Annotated in this window: 4 protein-coding genes; 1 reads left to right on the top strand and 3 read right to left on the bottom strand. The window is 67.8% G+C overall.

The window, feature by feature from the left end; genetic code table 11:
- Positions 1-175: 175 nt before the first annotated feature.
- Entirely contained in the window at positions 176-985 is an 810-nt protein-coding gene (locus V6M46_RS00260) for a cutinase family protein (protein WP_332661673.1), read from the bottom strand.
- Positions 982-2,091 carry an acyltransferase family protein gene (locus V6M46_RS00255; protein WP_332661672.1) on the bottom strand — a complete coding sequence of 370 codons (1,110 nt, stop codon included), beginning with the start codon at positions 2,089-2,091 and terminating at the stop codon, positions 982-984. Before V6M46_RS00255 ends, V6M46_RS00260 begins: the two co-directional genes overlap by 4 nt.
- A 61-nt stretch (positions 2,092-2,152) precedes the next feature.
- Between V6M46_RS00255 and V6M46_RS00250 the strand changes: the two genes are divergently transcribed.
- Entirely contained in the window at positions 2,153-2,614 is a 462-nt protein-coding gene (locus tag V6M46_RS00250) for an NUDIX hydrolase (protein ID WP_332661671.1), read from the top strand.
- Here the strand turns inward: V6M46_RS00250 and V6M46_RS00245 are convergent.
- A partial coding sequence (locus tag V6M46_RS00245; protein WP_332661670.1) for a hypothetical protein occupies positions 2,593-3,160 on the bottom strand: 568 nt, incomplete at its 5' end. The genes V6M46_RS00250 and V6M46_RS00245 overlap by 22 nt on opposite strands.

Below are 3,160 nucleotides of genomic sequence, written 5' to 3'. Positions count from 1 at the left end.
CGAAGAGGCCCGTCAGGCCGCCTACGCCGTCACCGGCTACGGCGACTACGACTACGGCTTCGGCGCCCCGGACTCCGCTCCGGTGCAGCTGGATGACTTCGACTTCACGTCGTACGAGAAGTAGCTCAGCACCAACCAGCAGCCCCCGGCCATCGGCCGGGGGCTTCTGCGTTGCCTACAGCCCGCTCCTGCGCAGCAGGTCGGCCATCTGGCGGCCCGTGGACCGGGCATGGGCCGAGGTCTCGTAGAAGTGTCGATGGGTGTCGGACAGGGGCCCGTCGTAGCCACCGGGCGGCCAGTTGCAGATCTCGTCACCCGCGGTGCAGAACGTGATCGTCCGGTCCCGCAAGGCGAAGTCGACAGCGGCGCCGGCCCCGAACTTGCCGGGTCCCGGTGCCGCCTTCCCGTACGTCCACGAGGCGATCGCGTCCGATGGGTCGCGGATCGGGTCGGCGATCAGCGCGACCAGCGCGATCCGCCTGGCCGACTCGGCCGGAAGGTCGGCGGCGAGCTCGTGCACGACCTGCGCGCCCTGGCTGAAGCCCACGAGGGCGACCCGGCTGTCCGGGCATCGCCGGGCGAGCTCGGCGATGCGGTCCCGGGTCCGGGCCATGCCGTCCTCGACGTTGCCCCGGTGGAAGTCGCTGGTGGGCGCGGCCTCCGCACGGTAGGGGATGCCCTCGAGCCGAATCGTCGTCTCGGACTTCCGATGCAGGTCGGCGGACATCGCACGTACGGACGCGAGGATCTCCTGGCCGGCGCCGTGGTTCTTGTCCGCGGCCTGGCCCGCCCCGCGCAGCGCCAGGACGATGAGGTCCGCGCACCCGGTCGTGACCAGGAGTGGTGCCGAGGCTTTGGCAGTACGCGTGGACGAGGGTGCCGGCTCGTTGGTGGATGGGGGCCCGACGTCGGGGCTCGACGTCGAGCATCCCGCGGCGAGGAGCAGGGCGAGCAGCGCGACGCCGCGGGTTGCGTGGCGTGTCACCGGTTCGTCGGCTTGGCGTTGCTCGTCATGACGGAGGGGTCACCTGGCTGCTTGGGGCTCCGCGGGTCTTCGGTCCGGCGGAAGAGCCAGGTCAGCTTGGGCTCGAAGATCGGCCGGAACACCGTGGCGATCGGCTTGGTCATCAGGAGGTTGGACACCACGACGGCGACCAGGGTGCAGCCGATCACCGCGCCGACGCCGAACTTGTCGATGCGGTCGAAGACCTCGAACTGGTATTGGAGGTACAGGATGATGTAGCCGTGGATCAGGTAGCAGTAGAACGTACGCCCGCCGAACGCCGTGGTCCACGAGCGCCGGCGCGGAACGAGTGACAGGGCGGCGAAGGTCAGCAGGAAGCCGATCACCAGCAGCTCGGCACGTTGGGTGATGCCCTCGATCGCGGTGGCCTTGAGCGGGTTCTCGTCGTAGCGCTGCTTCCACAGCAACCAGTCGGTCGTCCAGTTCTTGGAGTAGACGTAACAGATCAGCAGCGCCGAGCCGAGCACCACGACGGACGCGGCACGGATGCGCGGGGTGGTGAGTCGCTCGAAGCGTTCGCGGCTCATGTGCAGCCCGACGACGTAGAACGGCAGGAAGCCGAGGATCTTGGGCAGCGCCAGGACGTTGGGGACCTCGATCAACCCGACCAGCAGCGAGATCACGATCGAGGTCGTGATGGGGTATTTCAGCGCCCGCCAGATCGGGGTCGTGAGGCGCCACACGAACAGTGCCGCCATGAACCAGGCGAGCCACTGCGGCGACAGGATCATGAGCGGGTCGGGCTCGCCGATGTAGTGCCGGGTGATCAGCTGCATCGTGGTCTCGACCAGCAGGTACGGCACGACCAGCGTGCTCACGATCCGGCGTACCTGGCGGGCGTCGCCCATGTAGCGCCGGGCGGTGTAGCCCGAGATCAGGATGAAGAACGGCATGTGGAACGAGTAGATCCACACGTAGACCCCGCGCGCCGAGTCCATGTCGGTGAACTGCGTGAGGGAGTGGCCGATCACCACCAGGAGCATGACCCAGTAGCGGGCGTTGTCGAGATATGCCACGCGCTCCTTGGCCGGAGACGTGGTGACGGGCAACGGTTCGAGGGCGCTCATTGTGATTGACTCTATAAGCACTGTCTGAACGTGCACTGTGACGAATCAGTGGGGAGCACGCGTGGTCGACCCGTTCCGCACCCAGCGACTGGGTGCGTACGCCGTCGTGGTCGACCGGGACCGCCTGTTGCTGACCCGCATCTCGCCCATCGGATATCCCGCCGGCGCCTGGACGCTGCCCGGTGGCGGAGTGGACCACGGCGAGTCGCCGCACGACACCGTACGCCGGGAGCTCTACGAGGAAGCCGGCCTCGAGGCGATCACGACTCGCCTCGTCGACGTCCACCACGTGCACATCGTCGAGGTGGGCCGAGGCGACCAGTACGAGGACTACCACGGTGTCCATCTGCTGTACGCGGTCGAGGTCGACGTGACGATCGAGCCACACGTCGTCGATGTCGACGGCACGACCGACCTGGTCCGCTGGGTCCCGATCGACGAGATCGGCTCAGCGACCGCTCCGGTGCTCCCCATGGTGACCCATGCGGTCGAGCACCTGGATCAGTTCGTCGGCGGCTCGTAGAACAGCACGGTGTAGTTGCCGCGTGCCGACAGGACGTAGGTCGCGCGCGCCAGGGCGCCGGTCTTGGTCCGGGTCGTGTAGGTCGTGCTGACCTCGTTGAGGTCCTCGACGACGTCCTTGGTGATCTGGCCGTTGGGGCTGTTGCCCAGGACGTACTGCTCGGCGGTGACGTCGGCGTCGACCGCTCGCTTGGCCGTGATGACGACGAACCTGGGGCGGTAGCCGCTGAGCAGGATCGTCGCGCTGGTGGGCGCCGTCCACCCGTTGAGCAGCTCGCTGGTGGCGGGGGCGTCCTCGTCCATCTTGGGCCAGATGAGACCCGACTTCTCGGGTTCGGAGTCGATGCCCTTGACGTCGTCGAGCGAGTTGGACTCCCGCGACAACTGGCCGGTTCGCGGGTCGCCGACGTACTCGACGGAGAGAGTCATGACCGGCCGGGTCAGGTCCGACGGACCCGACGTGCGGGTCTGGAGGTTGCCGGGATCGACCGTCATGACGACCCGGATCTCACGGTCGCCCTGGGCGACGCCCTGGACGACGAGCCGG

The sequence above is a fragment of the Aeromicrobium sp. genome (assembly GCF_036676885.1).
Taxonomy (GTDB): Bacteria; Actinomycetota; Actinomycetes; order Propionibacteriales; family Nocardioidaceae; genus Aeromicrobium.
This window is presented reverse-complemented; position numbering and strand designations above follow the sequence as displayed.

Excerpts from the sequence above, each read along its gene's own strand:
- V6M46_RS00255 (WP_332661672.1), bottom strand. The coding sequence starts at position 2,091 with ATGAGCGCCCTCGAACCGTTGCCCGTCACCACGTCTCCGGCCAAGGAG.